Below are 24,089 nucleotides of genomic sequence, written 5' to 3'. Positions count from 1 at the left end.
TTCTTATAATACTCGTTTGACTCCTAAATATCTTGGTTTGAAATAACTACTTGATAAATCTGTGATTGTAACACCTTGAGATGAACTTGCATGAATAAACTTGCCATCCCCCAAATAAATGCCTGCATGTGAGGGGCCAGCCTTGTATGTTTCAAAGAAAACAATATCTCCAATTTCTGGTGAACTCACCGTAGTACCTGCCTTATATATATCAGCTACTGTACGTGGTAATGAGATACCGTGTTTTTCGTATACATAATTTAAATACCCACTGCAATCAAAGCCTTTCGTTGTAGTACCACCCCATGTGTATGGCACCCCTTGTAATGACTTTGCTGTTTCAATGATACCAGCTATGATGTCGGATCTATTAAATGTTAACTGTTGAACAACTGCATCAGAAACGGCAGAGGTTCCACCGATGATAGTTAGCTTCTTAATAGTATGATTCTTAATGGTATTTTCAATCGCTGCAGGCACTTTGTTCGTATCCACCAATAGGATGGTTGAATTATTCTTAGCAGCAAGGACGGAGCCCGCTAAAGCATCTGCAAATTCTTTTCCAGTAGCAAGATACGCCTTGTCCATTGTTAAATTAAACGTATCAATAATCGTTGCTGAAGTGTCATAGCGACTTTGTCCAAATACACGCTTGGCATTTGGTAATGCTGTTAACACATTGTCTGACACAGCCTTTTCTCCTCCCACAACAATCGTTTTCTTAAATGAACCTAAAACTTCTTGTATCGAATTGGGGATGGAGTTTTGTGTTGTTAAAAGAATGGGATATCCCTGCTTCGCTGCATACGAAGCAATTGATAGACTATCTGGGAAATTCCCACCGTATACAACTACAGCAGTATCCGCTTTTGTCTTCATCGCTTTTGCAATTTCTGCTGAAGTCTCATAGCGATTTTGTCCACTAATGCGAGTAATCTGTAAGTGTTGACTTCGTAGTTCGGACTCAACCGATTCAGAAATGCTACCTGTTCCACCTAGTAAGATGACTTTTTTTGCTCCTAATCTCTGAAGCTCTTTTTTTGTGGTTTCTGGTAGTTTATGAGCTGCAGTTAATAGAATCGGAGAATTAAGCGAATAGGCAAGGGGTGTACCAGCGAGTGCATCGGGAAAGTTTGTCCCAACTGCAAGTACAACCGTTTCCGCCGTGTCCCACCCTTCTTGTGAAACCTGAACAGCAGTTGCATACCGGTCAGAACCTTTAATTCGATCAACGCTAACCCCTGAAGCCTCTGTTTGTGACGGAAGATAAATAAACGCGATGAACAGAGCGGATATGATGAATGTCAACTTGAAATGATTTCGTAAATAAGGATTTATGTATTGCAAGATTGTTCCCCTTTCTTCTCTATCTATACGAACGTTTTTGAATACTACCATTCTAACATGCAGATATTGGCGGTAATATTAAGATTATGTAACAAAAGGGGAAGTTTTGGAACTTTTTGTAGCTAAAATACGTCACGAAATGTCGGATTTCGTTCACTAAAAAAGCCCCTACCAAACTGGGTAGAAGCACATCCAACAATTAACGAGTTTCGACTATTTTCTTCATATATGTAATCAATTCCTCACGTAAATCATCATATTGAAGGGCTACATCAATAGATGCTTTCATGAACCCAAGCTTATCTCCTACATCATAGCGTTTTCCTTCAAATTCATAAGCGAGTATGGCTTGAATTTCGTTTAGCTTCTGTAACGCATCCGTTAATTGAATTTCTCCTCCTGCACCAGTTGGCAACGTTTCAAGGATGTCAAAGATTTCAGGCTGGAGAATGTATCTCCCCATGATAGCATAGGTTGAAGGTGCTTCTTCAATCGCTGGCTTTTCGATTAACCCCTTTACCTGAAGGACTTTTTGATCAACTTGAGGTCCAATTTCAAGGATTCCATATTTCGTTACAGACTCCTTCGGCACTTCCATAGCTGCAATAACAGAACAGCGGTATCGTTCAAAAACATGCATGAGTTGTTTCATACAAGGTTCCTGTGTGGACTGAATAATATCATCGCCAAGCATGACAGCAAAAGGCTCATCCCCAATAAAACGTCTCGCACAGTATATTGCATGACCAAGTCCTAGAGGTTCCTTTTGGCGAATGTAATGAATGTTGGCCATATTCGAAATACGTTGGACCCCTTCAAGTGCATCCCATTTCTTCCTCTTTGCCAATGTTTCTTCCAACTCATAGGATTTATCAAAGTGATCCTCGATTGCGCGTTTCCCACGACCAGTAACAATAATAATGTCTTCTATTCCTGATGCAATCGCTTCTTCCACAATGTATTGGATTGTAGGCTTATCCACAATAGGAAGCATTTCTTTTGGTTGTGCCTTCGTGGCTGGTAAAAACCTCGTCCCTAAACCAGCAGCTGGGATAATGACCTTACGAATTTTCACGTTACCACTCCTTTTAGGATCCTTCTTTTTATTACTATTGCTATTTTTATAGTAACATGACAACTCCCTTTATTTTCATTTGATTGTAGATTATTACTGTTGAGAATTCGACAAGTTGTGACTATAATCTTAATAGACTTACACGTTATGAAAATATTGATTTTATAAAAAGGAAGATGTCATTTGAGAGAAAATCGGACAAAAAAAAGTAAAAAGCGGAAAAAGATCTTATTTTCCGTCGTTGCTGTCCTGTTAGCGATCATCGTGGGAGTAGCCCTGTATGTCTATTTTACAGTCAATTCCACATTAAAAGATATTCATGAACCAATTGAGCGAGAGGTTTCTGAGAAAAGGTCTGAAAAAATTGACCTAGAACGAAAGGATCCCATTTCAGTTTTATTAATTGGAACAGATGAAATTACCAATGAAGAAGACAAGGGTCGTACCGATTCATTAAACTTGATCACAATTAATCCCAATACAAAGTCGATGAAGGTTATGAGTATTCCCCGTGACACAAGAACTGAAATGGTCGGTATTGGAAAAGAGGATAAAATTACAGCTGCACATGCATACGGCGGGCTCGACATGACACTCGATACCGTCGAAGAATTCCTTCAAGTTCCTATCGATTATTATGTAACACTTAATATGGAGGGCTTTAAGGACATCGTTGACGTTGTCGGTGGCATTACGGTTACAAACAAGTTTGCCTTTTCAAATAACGGTCATTATTTTGCGAAAGGCAAAATTAATTTAAACGGGGAAGAAGCATTAGCTTTTTCACGCATGCGAAAAAATGACCCTAATCCAATCGGAGATGTTGGACGAACTGACCGTCATAAGCAGGTCATTCAAGCCATTGCAGAAAAAGGAGTTTCCATTAAATCTGTCACAAACTTTGCAAACATCCTTGGTGCGATTGGTGAAAATGTTAGAACAAACCTGACATTCGATGAAATGCTTGAACTCCAAAAAAATTACACAGATGCACGTCATAGTATTGAAACCCTAAAAATCGAGGGTGAAGGCGAATATATAAATGAACGATTCTTCTACATGGTTTCTACCGAAGAAAAAGAGCGGATTGCGAAAGAATTGAGACAACATCTGGAGATTCAATAACTTACGAAAAGGCATTGCGCAATAAAATACGCAATGCCTTTTGTTATTGTTATCTAGTTGGCAAATTATAGAGATATGCATCTGACCATTCGTATAATTGTAACATGGCATTATACTTTTCTACATAATCATCTTTTTCATCAATTAACTGTTTGTTTATCAGATTATAGGTTCTGGAATTTCGTTGGCTGGTCTTCGGAATAAATAAAACTTTGTCATCAATATAGGAACCTGTCGGTAAATAATATCTCATTCCAATGAGATTTTTTTCATAATTAAGCAAGTCTTGTCCAAAAATGATTTGGTCATCAAGCGAAACACCTAGAAGATTTGTCAATGTTGGCATAATATCAATTTGACCACCAATTCTCGTGATTTCTTCTCCTTTTGTGACACCTGGAATCGTAACGATAAATGGAGAATTAAATCGGTGCACGAGTGAATAACCCAACCCTAACACACGTTCCTTCATAAGTTTATTATCTTCACTCATCATCAGTCGCCCATGTAACCCTGAGTGATCGCCGTAAATGGCAATGACCGAGTTATCCCATAACCCTGTTTCCTTCAGGTTCTCGATGAATTCACCTAATGCTCTGTCCGTATAATTCATCGATTTCAAATAGTTACCAACCAAAGTGCCATCGAACTCTTCTGGTAATTCAATCCCAATTTTATCTTCTGGAAGTTCAAATGGGGTATGGCTGGTTAAGGTAAGGACATGTGCATAAAATCGTTGTCCTTTCTCTTGCATTTCAGTTAACGCCCTCAATGTACCATCAAACAGTACCTCATCGGATGGACCAAAACCAATCACGTCCTCTTCCCCAAAGTAATGGTCATCATAAAACCGATCGAAACCAAGGCTAGGATACAATGTATTACGATTCCAATACGTAATCTCATCGGCATGAAAAGTCGTGGTTAAATAGCCATGTTCCTTCAGAACTTTCGGCAGACTAGGAAAAGAAGTGTGAGTTAGTGTCTTTGAAACGGCCTGCTTTCCGAGTGGATAAAGGGATGTATTTACCAAAAATTCAGCATCTGATGTATTTCCTGCTCCAATTTGTTGATAGACATTTGAAAAATAAAAACTATCCTTCAGTAATGAATTAAGATTAGGTGTGATCTCAACACCGTCAATATCTAGGTTAACTAAAAAGTTTTGCATGGATTCAATTTGGATTAGAATGAGATTTCGGTCTTTTGCAACCCCGAAATATTCATACGCATCTGGGTTGATACGAGTAGCTCCCTTTACATTTAATATATCCTGATATGTAAAGTGAACGTCTCCAGGTTCGTTGGTTCTACTTTGATAATACTCAAGTATTTGATAATGCAACATTCCTCTTCCTTGAGCAATCGAAGCAGGGTCAAGAATGTTATCATCTTTTCCAATAAACAAATTAACTCCAGATATAGCTAATGAAAGAGCAAGAATGATCGTTAACCCAGTCTTTTTGAAGGCTCTATTTTGACTCAAAGATTTATTTTTCCAAATTAGCAGTGGCACGATGACTAGAAAGTCTACAAAAAATAAAAAGTGTACGGGTCGTAATAATAGAAAGATACTTTCACTGACTGATCCCACCTGATTGAGTTGGGTCAAATCATGATATGAAGGCAATGTACTAAAATAACTAAAATAAATCACGATTGAGAACAAAAAGCTTGAAAGAATCAGATTTAAAAATAAATAAGCCCACAGTTTCCCTTTGCGCAATATAAATTCAAATAACACCATCACAAAGACAATCGGGCTGATTTCCGTAAGTACGAGCTTCCACAAATTAACATCTTTATATAGAAAATAACGAAACATTAGTATTTTCACAATGAAAATAAGTACGAAAAGAATAAAATAGTCTATTTTTTTTACAACATGTTTCACTGGTTATGCCTCCATTTTCCTAGTGAATTCCTCACCTATCTTATCTTTTTTTGTATAGATTGTAAACATTTTGTAAAATCTTTTCATTTTCCCCATAATCCATGGTTTTGGAAAACTTTTTTATGTATGGATTGCTAGTTTTTTCAAACGATATAACAAAATGACATTTTTGAATGTGGGTGAATATATGAACAAGAATATGAAGCTAATTGCGATTCTTCTTTTCTCGATTTCTTTACTGATTGGCTGTACTTCTGACTATCAAGGGAAGGATTCGGATCAAAATAAGGAAAATCATCAAACTCGAACAATGGAGGGCGGAGAAAGCGAACTGATCCCTACCGATATATCTTCACAACTTTCATTTGATGATTTTAAGGAGCGTTGGAATTCCTATGTCCAAGAGCAAATGACAAACTTGGAAATTAACAAGTTAGAAGGAATAACGGATGAAGTCAATCACTATTATCGCGCAAGGTTAACCGATCAAATCGAATTACGAATCTTGGAGGACCAACATTTAGTTCAAAGGTTGGAAATACATAGTAACGGAACTTCCCATAAAACCATCCGCAAAATGCTTACTGCTTGGAGTCATGTTGTAAACATTATGCATCAAGAGATAGAATTTCACGATGTCGATGCCTTGTTCCATGAAATTGGGGTAAAACCCAATTTTGATGTATCAAATGTGAAGGAAAAGACTTTTACGAAAGATGGAATTACTTATGAAATCCTCCCTATTGAAGATGGTTTTATCTTCAAAGCATCTTACCAATGAACTACTTGAACAAAAAGCTTGAGGGGGAATATCTATGAATCGTGTCAAATTTCTGCTAGTCGTAATGATAGCGTTACTGTTAATACTACCTAGCGCTTTACCAACAAATGGACAGACAAATTTATTTAATATGTCTTACATCTTTATGGGTGGACCTGAGTCACATCTTGTACAGGTCAATCGCACAAAGGGAAGTTTGGATGTCGTCTCTCCTAACTATTTTGATATTGATGAGAATGGAAAGTTAATTAAAACCTGGACACTTGACTCAGATTTCATCAATGAGATGCATAATCGAGGGATGAGAGTTGTTCCTTTTTTATCAAACCATTGGAATATTACAGCTGGTAAAAAAGGACTTGATCGACGAGAACAATTGGCGAAGGAGGTCGCATTCGCAATTGATCAGTATAACCTTGATGGTGTCAACGTTGATATAGAAGGTGTAAATCATACATATCGAGATGCTCATACTGATTTCGTAAGACTTCTACGAAAGTATATTCCAAATCACAAAGAGGTTTCCGTAGCAGTTGCAGCCAACCCGAATGGTTGGAATACAGGATGGCATGGTTTCTATGATTATAAAGGGCTTTCCAATCATGCCGACTATCTAATGATTATGGCCTATGATGAGAGCTGGGAATCTCCTCAAAGCCCAGTTGGCCCAGTCTCAAGTATTTCCTTTTTCACCCGCTCAGTTCAGTATGCAATTAATCAAGGAGTTCCAAAGGAACGAATTGTAGTAGGACTTCCTTTTTACGGGAGATTGTGGAAGACTGATGGTCCAACCTCGGAAGGTGTTACTCTTGCAGGAAGAGGGATATCTGGCCCAAGTGTAGAGACTTTAGTGTCAAAATATAAGGGTAGGATCGACTTTGATGAAAAAACACAAACCCCAAAGGCAACTTTTACAATTCCTAACGGACAACAGAGTTTTCTTGGAAAAACCATCTTATCAGCTGGTGAGTATGTCATTTGGTATGAGAATGAATCTTCAATACGAGCAAAATTACGAGTACCAAGTCAATATGGAATAAAAGGAACTGGTTCATGGGCATTGGGACACGATACTCCCCACACGTGGAATTACTATACAGAGGCACTTAATTGGAAAGCACTTAAAAATGTAGTGACTCGGTTTGGCTCTGGACCCATGGGAGTAACAACGTCGAAGGTAAACTTTCGGGAAAGTCCATCTAAAGCTGGTACAATACTTGGTGAATTCTTTACCGACACTCCTCTGAAAATTACAGGGGACCCTGTTACTGCTGATGCCCTTCAATGGTATCCCATTCAATTAGCCGATGAAACGGAAGGCTTTGTCGCAGGGGATTTTTTAAAAACGTTCCTATTAAAAGAACTTTATGGGAATTCACGATATGACACAAGCATTCTTGTTTCAAACGAGGGATGGAAGGAAAAAAGTAACGCCGTTATATTAGGACGGGGAGATCTTCCAATTGATGCGTTAACAGGAAGTGTACTTGCAACGAAAAATGAATCACCCTTGCTTTTAACAGGCAGCAGTTCATTACCTGATTCTGTTCTTGAAGAAATTAACAGATTATCTCCCACGACTGTTTTTCTTCTAGGAGGGAAGGCAGCTATATCAGAGTCCATTGAATCCACTTTAAAAGAATTAGGATACACCGTGAGGCGAATAGCAGGAAAGAGTAGATATGATACCTCCATTCAGGTAGCTGCAGAAGTCGGCATTCAGAATGAAATTATCCTGACAACTGGTAAAGATTCACCCGATGCCTTGTCTGTTGCACCCTATGCGGGTATTAAACAAATTCCAATTTTATTAACAAAGCAGAACTCACTTCCTGATGAGATTCGAAATTTTGTACTTGAACACTCCATTTCAAAAATTACGATTATTGGCGGTGAAGGTGCAGTGTCAGGAAATATCATCAAGGAATTACAGGAACTTGGGATTACGAACATTGACAGGGTTTCAGGGAAAAGTCGTTATGATACAAGCGTGGCAATCGCCACTCGTTTTAAAGATGATTTAGATATATCTTCCCTTTATTTTGCTAGTGGTGTTAGTTATATCGATGCTTTACCTGGTTCACCCCTTGCCGCAAAAAATGGTGCACCTATTCTTTTAGTAAACAATGGTGACTTACCAACATCCGTCGTCAACTTCTTACAAGAAGAACTTCCAGCCACACCAAATGTCAATATCATTGGCGGCTACGGCGTAATCTCAGACGCAACAAGAACGAATGTATTTAAAGCACTGAAGTAGGTTAGAGTGGTGGGACCTGAGAGAAAGGTCCCTCCCACTTAGCCCAAAATCCAACCCTCTATACAGATTGTATGATTATAGTGAATTCCCCACTTCATCATTTAAATTGTAACTAATAAAGCGTTCGCCTCTTTTAGACGAACGCTCAAGACGATTAGTATTCACTCAAATACTGCTCTAAAATTAATTGATGCTTCTCCATAAATATGGCATGTTCCACACCTACATATCGTAAGTGCCATGGTTCATACATATATCCTGTGAGATTCTCTTTTCCTTTTGGATAACGTATGATAAACCCATATTTTGCAGCATTCTTTGCTACCCATTTTCCTTCCTTTGTATCTCCAAATTTTTCAACAAGTTGTAGGTCTACACTTTTACTTGTTACATCCATCGCAAGCCCTGTTTGGTGTTCACTTTGACCAGGCTTTGCACTAAATCGGTTCGCCTCTTTTTCACCATGTCTAGCTACATAATTGTTATATAACATTTTCTGAGTAGCATATGAACGATAACCGGATTGAGCATAGAGTGTAATGCCCGCTTGATTAGCTGCTCTGAACATTTTCTCTAATGCTGCTCCCGCTTCTTTATTTACCTTTTTTCTTTCAGGAATAGTTGTCGAAAAACGAATATTTGGAACAACTAAATTCTTTGGAACAAAATTTTTCGAAAGTGAATTACTCTTGTTCACCAATCGAAGTGTTTCGCTATTTTTATTAATAATGGGGCTATATAGTTTTATGGAAATAGACGGATCCACTGCTTTTGTTCCGCCAATTATTGTGTACTTGTTTATTTTTTGCTTTTTCACATAGTCTTTAACTGAGTTATCAACTTTATTTTGATTGACAAGAATAACTGGAACGTCTTTTTTGACAGCCATCACAGAACCAGTTAAAGCATCTGCAAAGTCTTTGCCTGTTACGACAATCATGTCTGTACGTCCTTTGAAATAACGGTTAGCAATGACCGTTGCAGTCTCATAACGGTTTGCGCCAGAGATTCTTGTAGGACGAGGAACAGAGTTCGCAACCTTTTGGCTAACTACTTGCTTTCCTCCAATAATGAACGTGTTACTTACCTGCCCTAAATAAGCTTGGACATCTGCTCGATTCACCGTTTTATCACTTAAAAGAATAATTGGTATATTGCGCTTGGCTGCATATGGCGCAATCACCAAAGCATCTGGAAACTGACTCTGATTAACAACATAAATATCATGATGAGATGGATTCAGATATTCAGCAATTTTTAGCGATGTTCCGACACGGTCAGAGCCACTAATCCGTTCAACTTGAATCCCTTTATCTATTAATTGTTGTTCCACCTGTTGGGAAATCGCGTTCATTCCACCTACTAGTATTATATTTTTTACTTGAAGCCTATTAATCTCTGACATTGTAGAATCAGGAATGACATTTGGCTTTGTAAGTAAAATAGGTCCGTCTACCTTGTAGGCAAGTGGTGTACTAGTCAGGGCATCTGCAAATTCGTCCCCACGTGCAAGAATAATCGTATCCGTTCCATTTGGAAATGTCTTTTTCGAAACCTGGACTGCTGTTTGATAGCGGTCCTGCCCAGAAATACGAGTTTCCGTGGCAGCGAATGTTACTCCGGCATTGAATAAAAAGTAACATAAGACTACTAAACCTGATAATAAAATCCTTTTCAAAACAAAATCGCCTCTCCACTTAAAATATCATGTTATAAAAATATCAACCTACCTATTATACAAAAACCAACAAAATCTGACAGTATTTTTCATCTCATGGTTAAAACTAGCAGCAAAGGGGAAGCCGTTAGAGAGGAGTACTTTTGCAAGGTAATGAAGGTGTTGGTTTAAATTAACAGGGACAATTTTATAAAAATCAGAGACATTTCACTCTAGATTTTTTCTAGATGAGAACAGGTTTTATCATCTATTTACTCACTTTCACACCTGTTCTCAATGCAAACATATCTATTAAACAAACGTTTGATTAAAAGGTATCTTTCTTATATAAGAGTAAAAAGTGGCAAAGCATTATGCTTTAGCCACTTTTAATCGAGTGATTAATCTTTAGTTTTCGCGTTTCTATTTCTAGTTTTTTTACAGTACGATTACCTAGTTAAGTGAAAAGAAATTTACCTTATATTCAAATGAGGTTTTTGGACCTTGCTCATTTTTTCCTAGCGCGTATCTGATTCCAGTTACGCGAACAGTATAGGTATCTCCAGATTTAAAGACTGGGACCTTATTGAAATCAGGTTTGAATATTATCGTTTTTCCATTTACGTTAAAATACTCTCCATTGTAGTCATGATCGTTTTTATCAAATATCCACTTCTTCTGGTCGGAATTTCGGATCAGTTCTATTTTTACCTCGTCCCGATTCGCGACATATCTTTCTAAATGGATGGACCAAGGAGTGTGATGTTTAGCCCCAATATTTTCATTGATTAACTCTACAGGGAAGTTTCCTCGAGATGGCCATGTTATATATGGAATATCGTGTTCAGACTCCCAGTTTACTCCTTTTCCTACGTTCATCGTGTGAAAAGTTGTATTGTTATCTGAAACAGCCATTCCAAATCCAACCCTTTGTAAACCTGGTATTAAGATAGAGTGGCGATGTCCAACACTTGAAATATTATTTATTCCGCGATCTTCCATATATGAATAGACACTCCAAGCGATTGAACCTCTTTCTCCCGGCTTTATATGAGAATCATAGACTGTGTACCCTCCATGCAAGCTGCTTGAACTTGTAGATTCATAGCCTAATTGATAAAATGCCTCGTCCATATCTGAGGGCTTTTTAGGATAATGATCAAGAAATCCTAACCTAGCCAATAAGACAGCACCATATTGATTCAATTTATTCAATTCACTATCTAACTTGACATTGTCTGGTAATCCCGCTACAAAACGAACAAAATTCGTCACCTTTAACCCATCTTCAATAAATGCAGGGTGTAACTTCCCTGGCTTGTACGGTGGAGTAACTTTTGGTACTTCCAAAAACGGATTGCCACTAAAGGTTGGTTGATACTTTGACCATTTTGACTTAATGTCACGTACGGAATGAATCGCAGGTTCCTCAACGATACTTCCTATGTAAGTAATAGACTTAATTAAAGATTTTCCTTGATACACATTTTCCTCAACTAAACCGAGTCCTTTTGTATAGATACGCTCTGTGTACGAAGTTGGTTGATTTTTTAACCATGATTTGACCATGATGCCTTCATCATAAGTTGGCCAATCCTCTTCATCCATACTTATAACTTCATAGACACGGGTAGTTGAGCCATTTTTCGTCTCCCATGTTTTTCCGAGATAGAGAGGGAATTGTAAATCCACTCCATCCTTATAGCTAAATGGAGCCTCTAGTGTAGCCTGTAAAACCTGTATACCGTCCCGATTTTCCCCTTCGTAAAACGTAACTTTTTGGGTAGATGTTGCGAATTCTTTATTAACTGTTCCCTGTGTGGTATGCCCATTTGAATGTACTCGAAACTCTAGTGGATATGAATTTTTCCCTTCTTCTACACTATAAAGATAGTTTCTTGTCCCTTTTGAAAATAAATCGAGGGAATGTACAACTTCCTTTTTCCGGTTTGTAATTCTCTCGTAAAACTCAAGCTCACTAATAATATAAGGCGTTAGTGCACCTGTTCCACCAAATGCAGAATACTTTAAGTAATCTTCCATTACGCCATAAATCGGTTCTGGAACAATCCCTTTTTGCATTAGTAAAATAGGAGCATCTTTTTTGGCAGCAAGAACAGAGCCCGCAAGTGCATCTGGAAAGTCTTGACCACTTGCAACAAAGGCTTCGTATTTATGACCAATCAATTCTTTAATGATCTTTGAAGCTGTTTCATAACGTGTACTGCCACTGTATCGAACAGGTTTAGGTAACGTACTAGCCACATTTTGGCTAATAGCACCTGTTCCTCCGACAATGATGGAATTTTTTTTACCTTTTAATGCCTTTACGGTTGCTGCTGGTAACGTATCTTTTCGGGATAATAAGATAGGAATACCTTGCTTTGCTGCATAGGGAGAAATAGCTAATGCATCTGGAAAGTTCAAACCACTTGCAATGATGACTTGATTGGATGAAATATTTGCTCCAATTTTAGCTGCCGTTTCATAACGGTCTTTTCCCCCTAATCGTGTGATACTCAGTCCCATATTCTTGAGTTCTTTTTCGACATCTGCTGAAATTGCACCTGTTCCTCCAAGAATAATGACCTTTTTCGCTTTCAATCTTGTAATCTCTTTTTTTGTAAATGAGTTTAATGAAGTTTTTGAAGTTAATAAGATGGGTGCATTTTCTTGATACGCAAGTGGGCCACCTGCTAATGCATCTGGAAAGTCTCTTCCATTCGCGATTACAACGGTATTAGCTGACTTCCAGCCTTCCTTAGAAATTTCTACTGCTGTTTGGTAGCGGTCTGGCCCGCTAATCCTTTCAGCAGCAAGTCCCTCCCATTCTGGTACGAATAGAAAGGCAAAAAGCAATAGAAAAAATGGTATTTTTTTAATCAAAACATTTCCTCCTCTTCCATACCAATTCCTTCATATTATATAATATATTGTAAAAATTTGTGGAAAATCTAGGTAAATTGTCGTATTTTCCATAATATTTTCTTAGGTGAATAGAACCACTAACGTATGTTGGTTTATACAAAATCGAGAAGATAGACCTTCCCTCCTCCCTAGAAAGGATTCGTATGAAGAAGAAGGTTATTAGTTTTCAGATTCATTATCTTGTTATAGTTCGAGGGAAAACATTGTTATTATTTCGGTATTTTTGAGTAGTTACGGAAAGGTTTGGCCAATTTTGCTTTGTTTTTATCACAGTATCGGTATTCAAATACAGCTAATACTTATCAAAAGGGGATGAAATGAGAAAGATTTTATACTAAAACAATCATTTGTGATACTCACAGATTTAATAGGAGAGAATATGGAAAGGTGTGAAATCAAATAACTTTAGATTTTTAGGATGTTTTTCATGCTAATTCTAACCTTATAAGGCGTCACAAGTTGAGTGGAACTTTTGTGAATCTCTTTAAAGCATATAGTTCCAGCTGTTTTATGAACTTGTCTATGATAAAATACAGATGAAGTACTCGATTCTCAACATCGAATTGGAGGAAATTATGAAAAAGTTTCTGTTCTTTTTTAAAATAATTACATTATCAGTCCTTTTTCTAAGAGAACTTTTTAAATATAAGGTGAAAAGGAAGAGCACAAAAAAACAAAGAAAATCCAACTAAAAAAGAGACCCAGTCAATGGATAAGGTCTCTTTTTTGGTTTCGAACGATTTGCTGTCCCTCTGTTCCAATCAGGATTAGGGACTGTGTCCTTATTTTGATATAAAGTAGTTGATTAAGTATTCCGACCAGGTTTTATGTCCCTTTTCTGTGGGTAAATTATTTGCAATATAAGGGCTGATTTCGTCTGTTTGATGATCAGGCCATGCAGTCCAATGATCCAAATAAATGTAACCTTTTTCCTCCGCAAACTCTTTTAGCTTATTAACCTCATTTGGATAATAGGTTGCCTTTAGCAACGGATTTGCTGGTTGTAGTAGGACTGTTAGCTCTGGGAGTTCAGCAAACAACGCATCAAGAATTGACTCGATATTAGCTAACCTCTCATTCAGCCTTACTTTACCATTATCCGCCAAGATAAATGGTTCGAATAATACCACATCTGGACTAAGAGCGATTACTTCTTTTTCTAGCCCCTTATCTACAAAATCTTTTGAAGTATGATCTGCGTATTCCTTGATAGTAATAGTAAAAATAGCATTCCCATATGTATTTTCAAGTTCCTGCTTTAATAATGTTGGCCAACCATTTGGTGAAACAGGAGTGGATGCAGAACCAATTATTACTAAATGAATTGGTTCCTCTGTCTGAATAGCCTTTTCTATCTTATTAACAATCTCTTCAGGTAGATTTTTCGTGTATGGTTCAATCTCTTCATAAGAGATTTCATTGGTAGAAGTTTCCTTATCCTTCGATTCGTTATCATTTGATACGTTTTCTGTTTTCAATTCATTATTCGCTTTTAATAAGGTGCTTTTCGCTTCAATTTTTTTATCCCAATGTATTTTCCCTGCAACTACTGCCCCTATGGAAAGGATAATTGCCGCTATCACCAGTATTTTTTTCACCCTACTCCCCCCAAAACAAAAGCTTACATTCCGACTTCATTATACAACAATTTCCTATTATTTTCTCATTTCGAGGTGATTTTTGTAATATTTCCTCGGAAATTGCTGGGAAAGGAACAACCTGGGACTGCTCACATTTTATATTTTAGATTCTGCTAATATTGGGGTGTTGATTTCCGCTGCAGGCATTCGCTTTCCGCGGGCGGTCCGGGAGCCTCCTCGTTGCAAGCTCCTGCGGGGTCTCCCCTGGCGACGCTTTTCCCGCAGGAGTCTCATACCTTCCGCTACAATCAACAAGTTTTCTTAATATAATCGTATTAACCAGGAATTCAAAAAAACAAAAAATCGTCCTTTTTAAAATGAAGTTACCACATAACATTTAGAAAGGACGATTTTTATGAGCACTCCGTAACACGCAACCTTCAGAGTACGGTGAGGAAAAACTAGAAGACCAAAATGTAGAAAAATAGAAAAAACCTAAACCAAGACAATTAGCCCCACATGTAAATCCTACAATAATCGACAAGTTCAGATGAATTATGATATCGAATCACTCATTTAAGAAAATCACGTAGCACGTGTAGTAGATGTATTGGTTGAAGTGATTCCTCCCGAGAATCTCCTTTCAGATTATGTTAGTGGTGGCAGAAGTCCTTTCTATCCCAAAATGATGCTAAAATTCATATTTTATGGCTACTCCAAAAAGGCATATTTTGGAACGAAGAATTAGCATTGGAAGGTTTTCATCCAATGCTTTTTATGTATCGTTTACTTATTTAACTCAATCTTTTTACCCTCAATGCCGTGTAGGATTTGAGTGCTCACATGGATATCACGAATATTTAATCTCATTGAGGTACTACTTAAGTTTTTAAAAATCTTCAACACAGTTTTAAAGGGATTGTCAGACAAGCAGGCCTGCTTACTAATTAATGTGAAAAACTCATATGGATCAGCTACTGGTTCTGTATGTTGATCTACAAAAAATACGGAATCTATTTTACTTACATGATCATAATACTCCCACCCAGGGACGTCACTGATATGAATTAACTCTGTTATTAATCCAGTATCTTCAATATGGAAAGTCGGTATTTCGTTAGGTAGTTTATCAACGATCTTTTTAAATTTATCTTCGTAATACTCTCTTGTCGTATTTCTAAGGCCAATCGGCTTTTTAAACGGAAGAATCTCTCCTGTTTTATTATCAATGACTAATAAGTCATCGCTAATTAAGGGATGGCCTTCTTCCATTAATTTCATCATGAGAGTCGTCTTTCCTGAGCGACTCGGACCAAAGATGGCGACTGTTTTATGATTAATCCTGATTGCGCACCCGTGAAAAAATGAATATTTATCCCTGAAAAATGGGAGAGTTATTGGTGGAAGAAATGTGGCTTCATCTACCCATTTATCAAGTGAGTCCTCATCAGTTCCATGCAGGATCACGATCTTATCATTCGTTAATAATTCACTCACCATGATGTTATAAGAGGAACGATTATCAATTTTAATATAATAATCAATAGATGTTGTCTGATGATCTACATACTCTTTATAAATATACGCTATTTGTTTCAATAGGTTAGAGTCATTGCTTTCTATATTGATGACATTACCAAAAAAATTAAAATTTATCTTTGAATTATCCAACATCTCTCAACTCACACATCACTATTCACCATATTTTCAAAGTCATGAATGGTGGATTCAACCTGATATTCAAAATTCTTAACTTGCTCTTCAGGAATATCGTATTCGTTCAATAATTTCTTTTTTATTTCCTCCAGCACAATTCCATTGATATGCATTTTTATGATTTGTGCTGCAGTTTCATTTAAGAATACTGGATCTCTTCCATCAATATCTACTACTGCGGTATTTCCAGTTTCAATATACTCATATTTTTTCATATTCATCCCTCGCTATTAAAAATTTAGGCTGTGTTAAACTTATCTGATTTTAACCATCATTTTTAACACAGCCATTATAATAAATCAGTTAGATTCTTGTTAGTTCTCCACGATGACCACTACTTGCGTATAATGAAGATTCAATGGATAACATTCTATTATCAAACTTTTTGATCGATAGGATGTTAATTTGAGGACTAATCCATTTTTTCATCTGTACTCACCTCCCTTGTATGACTTTCATATGTTATCGACGAGTTAGTTCCCCACGATGGCCACTACTCGCATATAACGCTGACTCGATTGATAAGATTTTGTTATCAAATTTTGTGATTGATAAGGCATCCATCTTTGGGCTAATCCATTTTTTCATCTGTACTCACCTCCCCTGAATGACTTTCATATGTTATAGACGAGTTAGTTCCCCACGATGGCCACTACTCGCATATAACGCTGACTCAATTGATAAAATTTTATTATCAAACTTTGTAATTGATAGGGAATCCATCTTTGGGCTAATCCATTTTTTCATCTGTACTCACCTCCCCTGAATGACTTTCATATGTTATAGACGAGTTAGTTCCCCACGATGGCCACTACTCGCATATAACGCTGACTCAATTGATAAAATTTTATTATCAAACTTTGTAATTGATAGGGAATCCATCTTTGGGCTAATCCATTTTTTCATCTGTACTCACCTCCCCTGAATGACTTTCATATGTTATAGACGAGTTAGTTCCCCACGATGGCCACTACTCGCATATAACGCTGACTCAATTGATAAAATTTTATTATCAAACTTTGTAATTGATAGGGAATCCATCTTTGGGCTAATCCATTTTTTCATCTGTACTCACCTCCCCTGAATGACTTTCATATGTTATAGACGAGTTAGTTCCCCACGATGGCCACTACTCGCATATAACGCTGACTCAATTGATAAAATTTTATTATCAAACTTTGTAATTGATAGGGAATCCATCTTTGGGCTAATCCATTTTTTCATCTGTACTCACCTCCTTATATGAATGAAAGTAAAATCCTAAAGCATCATTATTTTAGGAGGATTATAGTATCTCCGTTTAGATATCCTTTTGACTGGATAGTAATAATCGAAATCAAAATCAATATCAATGGTAAAGTCCGTTTCTATTTTCAACTTTGGAACAAGAACCTTTGCATCAGGAATCACAATTTGTTTATAAATATACTCCTTTCCATAGGTCTTACTTCCAATAATTGTTGTATCTAGGTCATGTTTGAATTTATCAACAAATAACTCAGCTGAGCTACAGGTTGAATTAGAAACGAGTATATATTTATGAGTAATTGAATATGTATCACATACATTTACAAACCACTGATAGAAATCCATCATTTGATGTAGTTCCCCACCGAAATTCACCCTTAGATCTATCACGATATTTTTGTTATGAATGTTTTCATATATTTCTGGAATATCAGCAAAACTTACACACTGCATAAAGAAGTAATGACCACTCATAAAATTCTTATATACGATTTGTTCCCAATCCAGATCCTCAAGAGATAAAATCCACTGACTCCCATCATCAAATTCAACCAGGTTGTCACCAATTACCCAATGACTAACAACATGAGGTAATCGATTGTTAACCTTCACGATCACGTTTGATTGTATTTCCTTTGGTAGTGGAGGATATATATCTATAATGGAAATCTTGGAGTCATATGCTTTTATAAAGATACCGAATTTTTCGAAAAATTTCCCCAGAGTATCCTTTTTAATTGTTATCACTTTAGACATGAGCGACTGACTCCTTATGGACATAATTCGTGAAATCATATTTCATATCAAATTTTTCATATACATCTTCAGGAGTGTTATGAGAAACAACAATAATTGTTCTATGTTTCAACTTTAATAATTCATTCCAAAATATTTCACTATTAAAGCTATCGAGATTAGACGTAGGTTCATCAAAAATTAGTGTTGACTTATCTGACATTAAACCTCTCAATAACAGCAATCTTCTCTTTTCACCACTAGAGAGTTTGCTTACGTCCTCACTTAATAATTTTTCTTCTGATAAGAATTTTTTCATATACTGTAACTCTTCTTCACTATATTCATCTCTTAACAGGATATTAAAGATAGGTGACCCCTCAAAAAGATTATTGTCTGTCATGACGTACATCGTATCTTTAAAAGGATTACTATCAATTTTGAGTCTATGATTGTCATAACAAATTTCTCCTGAGTGATTACTCTTTAACAAGCCCAGTATGGATTCCAAAAATATGGATTTCCCTAAACCACTTTCCCCAGTAATGATATGTGTTTTGTTTTTGTGGAAAGCGATATCCTTGTAATTGAAAACAGTATGATCAAATTGAAAAGATAAATTTTTAGTCGTAATCGAATCCTCGTAGCTTATATTCGATTCTTGTTCATCCACATCTGAATTAAGAAGACTTTGAATATCATCCCTTAACTCCTTGGAGCTATTAATATTATTGATACTTCTTGAAAGTGATAAGATTGGCATGCTTAATTGTTCTACTAGTCCTAAAAGAGTAATCGTCACTCCAGGAGTGATATAACCATTTATTATTAGCAATACCGATATAGCTAGGATTAAAAAATGAGATACATAGGATAACAATGAATACATTGTGTTTAATGTAGTTTTATAATTCTCCGATTTTAATCCAGCATTTCTTTCTTTATTAATTTCTTTCTTTGAGCGTTCAAGAAACAGAATATCAGCATTTAAAATTCTTACGTACTTTAGGTTGTCTAGTAGATTTTTAAAAAAGTTGAGATTTTCACCTTTTTGGTTTTGAAATCTTTTTTCAAGGCTAGCCAGTTTGTCTTTAAATATTTTCGTGATTAATAATGGTAGAAACATGAAAGCAATGACAACCAAACCAATATAAACATTTATGAGTAGTAAGGCTGTTGTAACGAACACAATTCTCAGCGATAAATATATAGCATCGAAAAAACTTCTATAATATAGAAACTCTAGACTATCTACCACATTCGTTAAGGCATTTAATTGATGTTCATTTTTCTTTTTAATATTTGAGAAATCTCTCGTTTTAAGCATTTTTTGAATGATAGACTTCTTAAATTTAGCAAAAGTATCTCTCACTAGGTGATTTTCATATTTCCATTCAAAAAAATAGAAGAGTACCTCTGTTAAAATGAGAGCGCCAAATAATAATATGTAGGTGTATACCTGATTTAAATTATGATCAAGTGCTCCTTGAAATAAGTCTCCCTTAACAAATTGGATATATGTGCCAATTAATGTTGAAACAACTAGAATCATAATTAAAAGAAAGGTATACCTATTCTTTACTCCAAAAATGATCGTTCTTTTCAAATTCAGTCTCCTCCCAGCATTGCTCAAAAAATAAACAGAGTAACCAATTGATTAAACACTTCAATCCATCCACCCATGTTAAATCCTCCTTTTAATTTATATAAAATATTATTTGACATTTCGAAAAGTAATGACTTCTTAGCTTGATGATAGAGAAAAATATCCATTAGATGGTAAAATGTATACAAATATATACATTTGAGGAGGTTTTTATTTGTTCGGGCCTACAATAGAAATGATTAGAGAAGGTAAAAAGATTAAAATAAAGGATCTTTGCGAGGGGATTGTTACTAGGGCTGCCTATCATCGTTTTGCAAGCGGACAAACTGATACAAGCATCCTAAATCTTTCTTTATTTATGGATCGATTACATATTTCTCCCAATGAATTCTTCCTAATCCACAACAACTATGCGAGCGATAAAGTTGTTTCTTTCTTAAAAGAGTTATCTCGAGCGTACAGAGTACAAGACCTTAAAGAAATGCGTTCCTTAAGAAAAAAAATAGAATCAGATTTTACAGGGTTAAAAAAGGAACATTTAACTGAACTACTAAACTTTAGAATTTGTAGATTATTGGGGCAAGACATTGATAGTAAAGATGGCAGTTTATTTAAGTATCTGATTAATACCGAGTTTTGGACACATTATGAACTTGTTCTTTTTACAAATAGTATGTATGTCTTTCCATTAGAATTAATTGATGCCATTCTTGTACGTTGTATTCAAAGGTTTAAAAAGTATAGCCAGGTAAGACCTTACGGGAATGAGGGTTTTAGACTTGTGGTAAATGCATTAATTTTATCCTTTGAACAAAAAGATTCTTTTTACACAAAAAAGTGGATGGAATTACTAAAAACGATTCAACTAAATGATAGTGATTTCTTTGAAAAAGCATTATTTAAAATATTTGATGGTTTCTATGAAATACATATAAATAACAACAAAGATGCCATTTCAGAAGTACGCAAAACCATTGAATTTGTTAAGCACATTGAAGCAGGTGAACATGAGGCGATGTTTAATCGAATGTTAGACTACATCGTCGAACAAAGTGGACTAGAAAGTGAGAATCATCTACAAAAGAACTCATAACCTAACAACACCTCCACTTTCTGTAATAAATAAAATCGCAGAGGTGAATATCATGTATAAAATGATACCGTATACAAATGTAAGAACCGCAAATCAGCCAACTAACGAGTTAATAGAAGATAGATGGTTTGATAAGAAACTTTTTACTAGTTCTAGAAGTTTATATCATCAACTCCAACGCAATGAGAACCTACAGAAGGCTACAATGGCTAAAAGTAAATATATCAATAGATCCCGATATAGAGCCACTCCGTTTGGATTATTTTCTTCTGTGAGCTTCGGCAAAATAGCAGAAGGAGATCATCCTAAAAATCAAATGATGATTCAGAACGAGTACAAAGTATATACGAGTATTGACTCTGAATGGGTTAGTAAATTTATTACACATGTGAAGATGGAGAATTTGAGTAACTTAAAAGTACAATGGAATGCAAATGTAATCTATCAAAATTCAAATTTTTTATATAACAATTGGACACTGGATGATAAGAAAAAGTTTAGTAGTAATAAAATCCAAGTGAACAATCTTATCGAAGTCATTAAAGATCAATCGAAAAGTTTCATATCACTTAGTGAACTTTCCGAGAAACTAGCAGAACACCATCATATCCTTCTACCACCTACAATTTTATCCAGTATTGTAAAACAACTAGTAAAGGGAGGATATTTAATCACCGATCTGGATGATTTAACTTTTATTCGTGATTTTGACCGACTCATTCAGTATCTCGAGGACAAGAATTACCTTTTTCCGAAAGAAACAATATACAAAGTAAGAGAATTAATGAAGAGTCTAAATCAATCAATTAATCATTTTCACTTAGAGACTGTCATTGAATTGGAGGAACGATTAGCTTCAATTACTACGAGTAAACATTATCTTCGCTTTGATAGCGAAACAAACGTCTTGAATCTTGATCTTGATAAGAAAGGAATTGAAGAATCAATCATACCTTTCGTTAATTTTCTATCTTCTTACGCCGTAAGAGTACCTTTAAGTGAACGGTATCAAGCTGATGTCCTCTTTTTCAAAGAAAAGTTTGGAAATACAAAAGTAAGATTTCTAGATTTTTATAGGAACTATCAGTTGGTCCGTGAAAAGAATCGTTCACTAGAAAGTAAAGTCTCTCCTTTAGAGGAAAAAATGAAGACACAACTAATCGCTTTGATTTCTACAGCCGAAAAATTGAATGTAAAAGAAATTGATGTATCTAAATTGAGTTTTGAGGAAGCAAAAATTGAAAGGGAAATTCCTCCTACTGTGCAAACCTGCTTTCATGTAGAGTCAGTGGATGGAAAATTGTTCTTTTCCCTCACTCCATATGCTGGAAATAATGGACTTGGTCGCTTAGAAGGACGATTCTCTTATATAGATTCAGACTATTTCACAACCACAAAAAATATTGAAAAAAGTAAACTTTTAGAAGCCAATACAGAGGTCGTGACCGTTAAATACATGCCTAAAAACCATCACTATTATAATATTATGACCGATTGTGATGAGGGACATCTAAATCTTCAATTTGGCGCTGCTGAAAATGATTTGTCAATATCATTAGAAGATCTTTTTATCAGCATTCAAGATCACAAACTAACCCTTTCTACATGGATAGACGGTACAGAAAAAATTGTAAAGTTTGAACAATATAATGTAGCCAATACCGAGTACTTTTCACCTCATATCTTGCAGGACTTGATATTTTGGAGTAATCAATACTATTCAAGTTTTATGTCCTTTATTAATGATGTTCAAAGGATACGGAAAGATTTCATTTACTTTCCAAAGATTCAATTCAACGGGATTGAATTATCCCCTCAATCTTGGTTAATCAAAAATTATTTGGGTGATGCGCTTTCTAAGGAGCAATTCTTCAACAAGTTTGACGAAATGAAAAAGATCTATGATATGCCGAGTTCCGTATTTGTGAGATGTAATGATTTAAAGTTATTAATTGATACGACTTGTAAAGAGGATCTAACGATTTTATGGGATATTTACAAATCGGAAACGTCCCTCGATGTGTATTTAGAAGAAAATACAATGAACTTCTCAAACTTAGTCACTCTTGACTCTGAGGGAAATCGATATATTTCCGAGTTCATTTTTAATTTTGTAGCCAAAAAAGTCAATACGAAAAAGCTTATTCATCACACCACATATCATAGTAGAGAAAGATTAAACCTTAAAAGAAACGTCCAGTGGCATCAATTTAATCTATATTTACCCCACGAACATCATGACGATTTCTTAGGTACTGTTCTATCTGAACTCGTAGACGACCTAAAAAGCAATGAGGTTATCAATCAATTCTTTTTTATTCGTTATTTTGATGATCGACATCATATCAGGGTAAGGTTTTCACCTGGTTCACAGTTTGATATTGACCTGATTGATAGATACCTAGCAAAAGCCGTAATCAAGGGGGATATCATCGATTATGGTCCTGGAAAATATGAACCTGAATACGAAAGATACGGGGGCTTTTCTGTTATCACTGCGGCTGAGGATTTCTTCTGTGCCGATAGTTCAATCATACTCAGTCTGCTACAATCTTGTCTCGCAAACGAGAACATAGATAAAGTGGACCATGCCATTTATCTTATTTTCAAACTACTATCTACTCATACGAAAGACGTGACTCAACAATTTCTCGTCATGAATGATGGCTATTCTAATAGAGACTTTGCGAAGAATTACCGGGAAAACCGTAAAAAATATATGGCTTATCATGACCTAGCGACTTCTTCACTTGATGTTGCCGATCACCTTGTTTTCAATGCTGATCAACTTGCATGTTGGGAAGTTGAATTAGCAAACTACTTTACCAAATTAAAAAACGAACAACAATTCGAGATAAATATTGTTCGTAGTCTCATACATATGATGTGTATTAGACTCTTTGGTATTAAATCAGAGGAAGAAGAATTAGTAGGAAACATGGTGTGGAGAGTTCTAAAACAGAAAGTGGCAATGGAAAAATACAATAGTAATCACCTCATTTTACATGGGTAATTATTGATTCACGATCACCTAAAACCGACCA

At 35.9% G+C, this 24,089-nt stretch carries 21 protein-coding genes; 5 read left to right on the top strand and 16 right to left on the bottom strand.

Translation table 11 applies throughout. The annotated features are described in order from the left end of the window. Window positions 1-3: 3 nt before the first annotated feature. Window positions 4-1,347, bottom strand: coding sequence for a cell wall-binding repeat-containing protein (locus tag ACWPVE_RS11370; protein WP_453993390.1), 1,344 nt, complete (start codon window positions 1,345-1,347; stop codon window positions 4-6). A gap of 199 nt (window positions 1,348-1,546) precedes the next feature. After that, window positions 1,547-2,422 (bottom strand): UTP--glucose-1-phosphate uridylyltransferase GalU, encoded by an 876-nt coding sequence (gene galU, locus ACWPVE_RS11365; protein ID WP_453993389.1) that lies wholly within the window; start codon window positions 2,420-2,422, stop codon window positions 1,547-1,549. Between the two features lie 183 nt (window positions 2,423-2,605). On the opposite strand from galU, the gene ACWPVE_RS11360 reads away from it, so the two are divergent. Continuing rightward, window positions 2,606-3,547, top strand: a complete 942-nt coding sequence (locus ACWPVE_RS11360) for an LCP family glycopolymer transferase (RefSeq protein ID WP_453993388.1) — start codon at window positions 2,606-2,608, stop codon at window positions 3,545-3,547. A gap of 49 nt (window positions 3,548-3,596) precedes the next feature. On the opposite strand, the gene ACWPVE_RS11355 is transcribed toward ACWPVE_RS11360, so the two are convergent. Then, window positions 3,597-5,441 (bottom strand): LTA synthase family protein, encoded by a 1,845-nt coding sequence (locus ACWPVE_RS11355; RefSeq protein WP_453993386.1) that lies wholly within the window; start codon window positions 5,439-5,441, stop codon window positions 3,597-3,599. Between the two features lie 187 nt (window positions 5,442-5,628). Here ACWPVE_RS11355 and ACWPVE_RS11350 point away from each other — a divergent pair, with 187 nt between their 5' ends. Continuing rightward, window positions 5,629-6,222: a hypothetical protein gene (locus ACWPVE_RS11350; protein WP_453993384.1), complete on the top strand. Its 594-nt coding sequence runs from the start codon at window positions 5,629-5,631 to the stop codon at window positions 6,220-6,222. Between the two features lie 34 nt (window positions 6,223-6,256). Then, on the top strand, window positions 6,257-8,482 hold the full coding sequence (locus ACWPVE_RS11345; protein ID WP_453993382.1) for a cell wall-binding repeat-containing protein: 2,226 nt from the start codon (window positions 6,257-6,259) through the stop codon (window positions 8,480-8,482). A 154-nt stretch (window positions 8,483-8,636) separates the two neighbouring features. On the opposite strand, the gene ACWPVE_RS11340 is transcribed toward ACWPVE_RS11345, so the two are convergent. The 13 genes from ACWPVE_RS11340 to ACWPVE_RS11280 form a co-directional block, all read right to left on the bottom strand. Beyond that, window positions 8,637-10,160 carry a cell wall-binding repeat-containing protein gene (locus tag ACWPVE_RS11340; RefSeq protein ID WP_453993381.1) on the bottom strand — a complete coding sequence of 508 codons (1,524 nt, stop codon included), beginning with the start codon at window positions 10,158-10,160 and terminating at the stop codon, window positions 8,637-8,639. Window positions 10,161-10,592: 432 nt separating this feature from the next. Then, window positions 10,593-13,025, bottom strand: a complete 2,433-nt coding sequence (locus ACWPVE_RS11335) for a cell wall-binding repeat-containing protein (RefSeq protein ID WP_453993379.1) — start codon at window positions 13,023-13,025, stop codon at window positions 10,593-10,595. An 824-nt stretch (window positions 13,026-13,849) separates the two neighbouring features. Then, a complete protein-coding gene (locus ACWPVE_RS11330) occupies window positions 13,850-14,665 on the bottom strand; it encodes an SGNH/GDSL hydrolase family protein (protein ID WP_453993377.1) in 816 nt (271 codons plus the stop codon). Between the two features lie 768 nt (window positions 14,666-15,433). Further along, window positions 15,434-16,246 carry a hypothetical protein gene (locus tag ACWPVE_RS11325; protein ID WP_453993375.1) on the bottom strand — a complete coding sequence of 271 codons (813 nt, stop codon included), beginning with the start codon at window positions 16,244-16,246 and terminating at the stop codon, window positions 15,434-15,436. 83 nt (window positions 16,247-16,329) lie between these two features. After that, a complete protein-coding gene (locus ACWPVE_RS11320; protein ID WP_453993373.1) occupies window positions 16,330-16,578 on the bottom strand; it encodes a hypothetical protein in 249 nt (82 codons plus the stop codon). An 88-nt stretch (window positions 16,579-16,666) separates the two neighbouring features. Beyond that, window positions 16,667-16,792 (bottom strand): hypothetical protein, encoded by a 126-nt coding sequence (locus ACWPVE_RS11315; RefSeq protein ID WP_453993371.1) that lies wholly within the window; start codon window positions 16,790-16,792, stop codon window positions 16,667-16,669. A 33-nt stretch (window positions 16,793-16,825) separates the two neighbouring features. Further along, a complete protein-coding gene (locus tag ACWPVE_RS11310; RefSeq protein WP_453993369.1) occupies window positions 16,826-16,951 on the bottom strand; it encodes a hypothetical protein in 126 nt (41 codons plus the stop codon). A gap of 33 nt (window positions 16,952-16,984) precedes the next feature. Next, complete coding sequence (locus ACWPVE_RS11305; protein WP_453993367.1) at window positions 16,985-17,110, bottom strand: hypothetical protein; 126 nt, start codon at window positions 17,108-17,110, stop codon at window positions 16,985-16,987. Window positions 17,111-17,143: 33 nt separating this feature from the next. After that, window positions 17,144-17,269, bottom strand: a complete 126-nt coding sequence (locus tag ACWPVE_RS11300; protein WP_453993367.1) for a hypothetical protein — start codon at window positions 17,267-17,269, stop codon at window positions 17,144-17,146. A gap of 33 nt (window positions 17,270-17,302) precedes the next feature. Next, window positions 17,303-17,428, bottom strand: coding sequence for a hypothetical protein (locus ACWPVE_RS11295; RefSeq protein ID WP_453993367.1), 126 nt, complete (start codon window positions 17,426-17,428; stop codon window positions 17,303-17,305). Window positions 17,429-17,461: 33 nt separating this feature from the next. Continuing rightward, window positions 17,462-17,587 (bottom strand): hypothetical protein, encoded by a 126-nt coding sequence (locus ACWPVE_RS11290; protein ID WP_453993367.1) that lies wholly within the window; start codon window positions 17,585-17,587, stop codon window positions 17,462-17,464. Window positions 17,588-17,623: 36 nt separating this feature from the next. Continuing rightward, complete coding sequence (locus ACWPVE_RS11285) at window positions 17,624-18,367, bottom strand: hypothetical protein (protein ID WP_453993365.1); 744 nt, start codon at window positions 18,365-18,367, stop codon at window positions 17,624-17,626. Further along, window positions 18,360-19,952, bottom strand: a complete 1,593-nt coding sequence (locus tag ACWPVE_RS11280; protein ID WP_453993363.1) for an ABC transporter transmembrane domain-containing protein — start codon at window positions 19,950-19,952, stop codon at window positions 18,360-18,362. The genes ACWPVE_RS11285 and ACWPVE_RS11280 overlap by 8 nt, the downstream gene beginning before the upstream one ends. A 214-nt stretch (window positions 19,953-20,166) precedes the next feature. Here ACWPVE_RS11280 and ACWPVE_RS11275 point away from each other — a divergent pair, with 214 nt between their 5' ends. Together ACWPVE_RS11275 and ACWPVE_RS11270 are read left to right on the top strand one after the other, a co-directional pair. Then, complete coding sequence (locus ACWPVE_RS11275; RefSeq protein ID WP_453993361.1) at window positions 20,167-21,045, top strand: Rgg family transcriptional regulator; 879 nt, start codon at window positions 20,167-20,169, stop codon at window positions 21,043-21,045. Further along, window positions 21,017-24,058: a thiopeptide-type bacteriocin biosynthesis protein gene (locus ACWPVE_RS11270; RefSeq protein WP_453993359.1), complete on the top strand. Its 3,042-nt coding sequence runs from the start codon at window positions 21,017-21,019 to the stop codon at window positions 24,056-24,058. Before ACWPVE_RS11275 ends, ACWPVE_RS11270 begins: the two co-directional genes overlap by 29 nt. The last annotated feature ends 31 nt before the right edge of the window (window positions 24,059-24,089 follow it).

This window comes from Bacillus nitroreducens (assembly GCF_964021195.1).
The sequence above is the reverse complement of the archived record's forward strand: the minus strand, read 5'-3'. Positions and strand labels throughout refer to the sequence as shown.

Excerpts from the sequence above, each read along its gene's own strand:
- ACWPVE_RS11350 (WP_453993384.1), top strand. The coding sequence starts at position 5,629 with ATGAACAAGAATATGAAGCTAATTGCGATTCTTCTTTTCTCGATTTCT.
- ACWPVE_RS11345 (WP_453993382.1), top strand. The coding sequence starts at position 6,257 with ATGAATCGTGTCAAATTTCTGCTAGTCGTAATGATAGCGTTACTGTTA.
- ACWPVE_RS11320 (WP_453993373.1), bottom strand. The coding sequence starts at position 16,578 with ATGAAAAAATATGAGTATATTGAAACTGGAAATACCGCAGTAGTAGAT.
- ACWPVE_RS11315 (WP_453993371.1), bottom strand. The coding sequence starts at position 16,792 with ATGAAAAAATGGATTAGTCCTCAAATTAACATCCTATCGATCAAAAAG.
- ACWPVE_RS11310 (WP_453993369.1), bottom strand. The coding sequence starts at position 16,951 with ATGAAAAAATGGATTAGCCCAAAGATGGATGCCTTATCAATCACAAAA.
- ACWPVE_RS11305 (WP_453993367.1), bottom strand. The coding sequence starts at position 17,110 with ATGAAAAAATGGATTAGCCCAAAGATGGATTCCCTATCAATTACAAAG.
- ACWPVE_RS11300 (WP_453993367.1), bottom strand. The coding sequence starts at position 17,269 with ATGAAAAAATGGATTAGCCCAAAGATGGATTCCCTATCAATTACAAAG.
- ACWPVE_RS11295 (WP_453993367.1), bottom strand. The coding sequence starts at position 17,428 with ATGAAAAAATGGATTAGCCCAAAGATGGATTCCCTATCAATTACAAAG.
- ACWPVE_RS11290 (WP_453993367.1), bottom strand. The coding sequence starts at position 17,587 with ATGAAAAAATGGATTAGCCCAAAGATGGATTCCCTATCAATTACAAAG.
- ACWPVE_RS11285 (WP_453993365.1), bottom strand. The coding sequence starts at position 18,367 with ATGTCTAAAGTGATAACAATTAAAAAGGATACTCTGGGGAAATTTTTC.